Source organism: Nocardiopsis sp. NPDC006832 (genome assembly GCF_040635885.1).
Taxonomy (GTDB): domain Bacteria; phylum Actinomycetota; class Actinomycetes; order Streptosporangiales; family Streptosporangiaceae; genus Nocardiopsis.
On the sequence record NZ_JBEYLC010000131.1, the window covers coordinates 1 to 3,390 of the forward strand.

Sequence of the window (3,390 nt, forward strand, 5' to 3'; positions counted from 1 at the left end):
GTGGTGTTGTCGGTTGATGAGTTGGTGTTGCGGCCGGCTGGTGGGTTGGTGTCGGGTGGTGGGCCGTTGTACGGCTTGTCCTGGACACCGACCGAACCGACCACGACCGAAACCTCCGACGGCCCGGACGGCGCGACCGTGCGCTTGGACCCCGGAGCCGGAGCGGACGCACTGGGTACGTTGTCCGACCCGATCCCATCGACGGTGGTGGTCCCCCTCCGGACCTGGGAGGGCGATCTCACGGAGGCCCCGGCCGCTGCCAGGGCCGCCACCGCGAGCGCACTCGAACTCCTTCGGACCTGGATCGCGGACGAGAGGTACGCCGACTCCCGACTCGTCTTCGCCGTCACGGTCCCGACCATCGAAGCGGTCGATGACGACATCGTCACCGCGGCCGTGAGAGGTCTGGTCCGTGCGGCCCAGAACGAACACCCGGGCCGTTTCGGATTGGTCTTCACCGACGATCCGACGACGATGTCTCCCGCCCTCGACCTGTTGGACCGGGAGACCGAACTCCTGATGTGGGAGGGAGAACCGCGGGCCCGCAGAATCACGCGGTCGGTCGAGAGCGACTCGTCCGAGACACCGGCGCTCGACGGCACGGTCCTGGTCACCGGGGCCACGGGGACACTGGGCGGCCTGGTCGCGCGACACCTGGTCGAACGACATGGCGTACGCGGACTGGTCCTCGCGGGACGAAGGGGTGCCGAAGCCCCCGGCATGGCCGAGCTCGCCGACGAGCTCGGGGCCCAGGGAGTGGAGGTACGCGTCGTCTCCTGCGACGTGACGGACGCCCACTCGGTGGCGGCGGCACTCGAAGGGGTTCCCGCGGAACTCCCGCTCAAGGCGGTGGTCCACGCGGCGGGCCTGCTGGACGACGGTGTCGTCTCCGGGCTCGACCCCGATCGGATCGCGCACGTCCTCGCACCCAAGCTCGATGGCGCGGTGACCCTGTGGCACCAGGTCAAGGACCTCAAGCCGTCGGCCTTCGTGCTCTTCTCCTCGGTGTCGGGGACCCTCGGCGGGGCCGGGCAGGGAGCCTACTCGGCGGCCAACTCCGCGTTGGACGCGTTGGCCTCGCGACTGCGGAGCGAGGGTGCTCCGGCGACCTCGGTGGCCTGGGGTGTCTGGGGCGAGGACAGTGAGATGACCGCCAAGCTGAGTGACGCGGACCGCAAGAGGGTCTCGCGGTCCGGTATCGAGGTTCTGCGGACCGATGAGGCCCTGGAGCTCTTCGACTCGTCTCTGGCCTCGGGTGCGGCGTTCGTGGCGGCGGCCAAGTTCGCCTCCCGTCAGCTACGGGACGCCGAATCGGACGGCTTCCTTCTGCCGATCCTCCGCGACCTCGTCCCACGTTCGAGTAGGGCGCTTCCGGTCGCGACCGCCGCTGACGAGGAACCCGGTTCGGGTACGGCCTCTCTGCCGGAGCGACTGGCGGCGATGGCGGACGAGCAGCGTCGGGAACTGTTGCGGGGCCTGGTCGGGCAGACCGCGGCGACGGTGCTGGGCTATTCCGGTGCCGATGCGGTCGACCCGGATCGAGGGCTCCTCGACATCGGGTTCGACTCGCTCACGGCGGTCGAGCTCCGTAATCGCCTGGGGAAGGCGACCGGGCTTCGACTCCCCGTGACCCTGCTCTTCGACTACCCCACCGTTCTGGGGATCGCGGACCACCTGTACGAGGAACTCATGCCGGATCCTGACGCGGCCCTGCGTGACCGTCTCGACTCCCTGGAACGCCAGATCCGGGAGATCGCCGAGGACGAGTCCGCACGAGAGCGATTGCGGACCCGGTTGCGAGCCGTTCTCGACGTGGAGCCCCAGGGCGACGAGGAGTCGGGCGTGGTCTCTCGGATCGAGTCCGCGAGTGATGACGAGATGTTCGCCTTTATCGACCAGGAACTCGGTGCCGAAGATGAGTGAAGAGAAACTTCGTAGCTACCTCAAGAAGGTCGCGGCCGACCTCCACCGCACTCGCGAACAGCTCAAGAAGGAGCGGGAGGAGCGGAACGAACCCATGGCCATCGTCGGTATGGCCTGTCGCTTCCCCGGCGGGGTCACCACACCCGCAGAACTGTGGGATCTGGTGGACGAGGGGCGAGACGCCATCGCCCCCTTCCCGGAGGACCGTGGGTGGGACGTCGAGTCCCTCTACGACCCCGAGGGAGCGACCCCCGGCAGCTCTTATTGCCGCGAGGGCGGGTTCATCGACACCGCGTACGAGTTCGAACCCGGGTTCTTCGGTATCTCCCCCCGGGAGGCCATGGCCATGGACCCTCAGCAGCGGTTGCTGCTGGAGACCTCCTGGGAGGCGCTGGAGGACGCCGGGTTGAACGCGCATGAGATGCGTGGGAGCGACACCGGGGTCTTCGCGGGGGTGATGTACCAGGACTACACCAGACGGGAACTGGACATCCCCGAGGACCTGGAGGGCTATACCGGCGCCGGTGGGTCGGGGAGTATCGCCTCCGGTCGGGTGTCCTACGTCTTCGGTTTCGAGGGGCCGGCGATCACCGTGGACACGGCGTGTTCGTCGTCGTTGGTCGCGCTGCACCTGGCCACGCAGGCGTTGCGCGAGGGCGAGTGCTCGATGGCGCTGGTGTCGGGATCGATGGTGATGTCGACACCGGTCGCCTTCACCGACTTCAGCCGCCAGGGCGGGCTCGCGCGCGATGGGCGTTGCAAGGCGTTCTCCACCGAGGCCGACGGCACCGGCTGGGGTGAGGGTGTGGGCACTCTCGTGGTCGAACCGCTGTCTCGTGCGCGTGAGCGGGGGCATCGTGTGCTGGGTCTGGTGCGTGGCAGCGCGGTCAACCAGGATGGCGCGTCCAGTGGGTTGACCGCTCCGAACGGTCCCTCGCAGCAGCGTGTGGTGCGGGCGGCTCTGCGTGACGCGGGTCTTTCGGCGGATGACGTGGACATGGTCGAGGCGCATGGGACGGGGACCGCTCTTGGGGATCCGATCGAGGCCGAGGCGTTGCTGAAGGTCTATGGGCGTGAGCGTGAGCGGCCGTTGTGGTTGGGATCGCTCAAGTCCAACATCGGTCACACCCAGGCCGCGGCCGGCGTGGGCGGAATCATCAAGACGGTCTTGGCCCTTCGCCATCGGCGGATGCCCCGCACCCTGCACGCCTCCGTGCCCACACCGGAGGTGGATTGGGAGAGCGGGAACGTGCGCCTCCTGGACGAGGCGCGCCCCTGGGAATCGGTGGGTCGACCCAGGCGGGCGGCGGTATCGAGTTTCGGTTTCTCGGGGACCAATGCGCATGTGTTGTTGGAGGAGGCGCCTGTGGTGGAGGCGTCTGTTTCTGAGGTGCCTGTTTCTGGGGTGTCGGTGGTGCCGTGGGTGTTGTCGGGTCGTGGTGTGGGGGGTTTGCGTGGTCAGGCGGG

The 3,390-nt window shown here is 68.3% G+C and carries 2 protein-coding genes; both read left to right on the forward strand.

Annotated elements, in window-relative coordinates:
- On the forward strand, window positions 1–1,923 hold a 1,923-nt coding region (locus ABZ717_RS28475), incomplete at its 5' end, for an SDR family NAD(P)-dependent oxidoreductase (RefSeq protein ID WP_358516330.1).
- Window positions 1,916–3,390, forward strand: a 1,475-nt coding sequence (locus tag ABZ717_RS28480) for a beta-ketoacyl synthase N-terminal-like domain-containing protein (RefSeq protein WP_358516332.1), incomplete at its 3' end; no start/stop codon positions are given. The genes ABZ717_RS28475 and ABZ717_RS28480, both read left to right, overlap by 8 nt.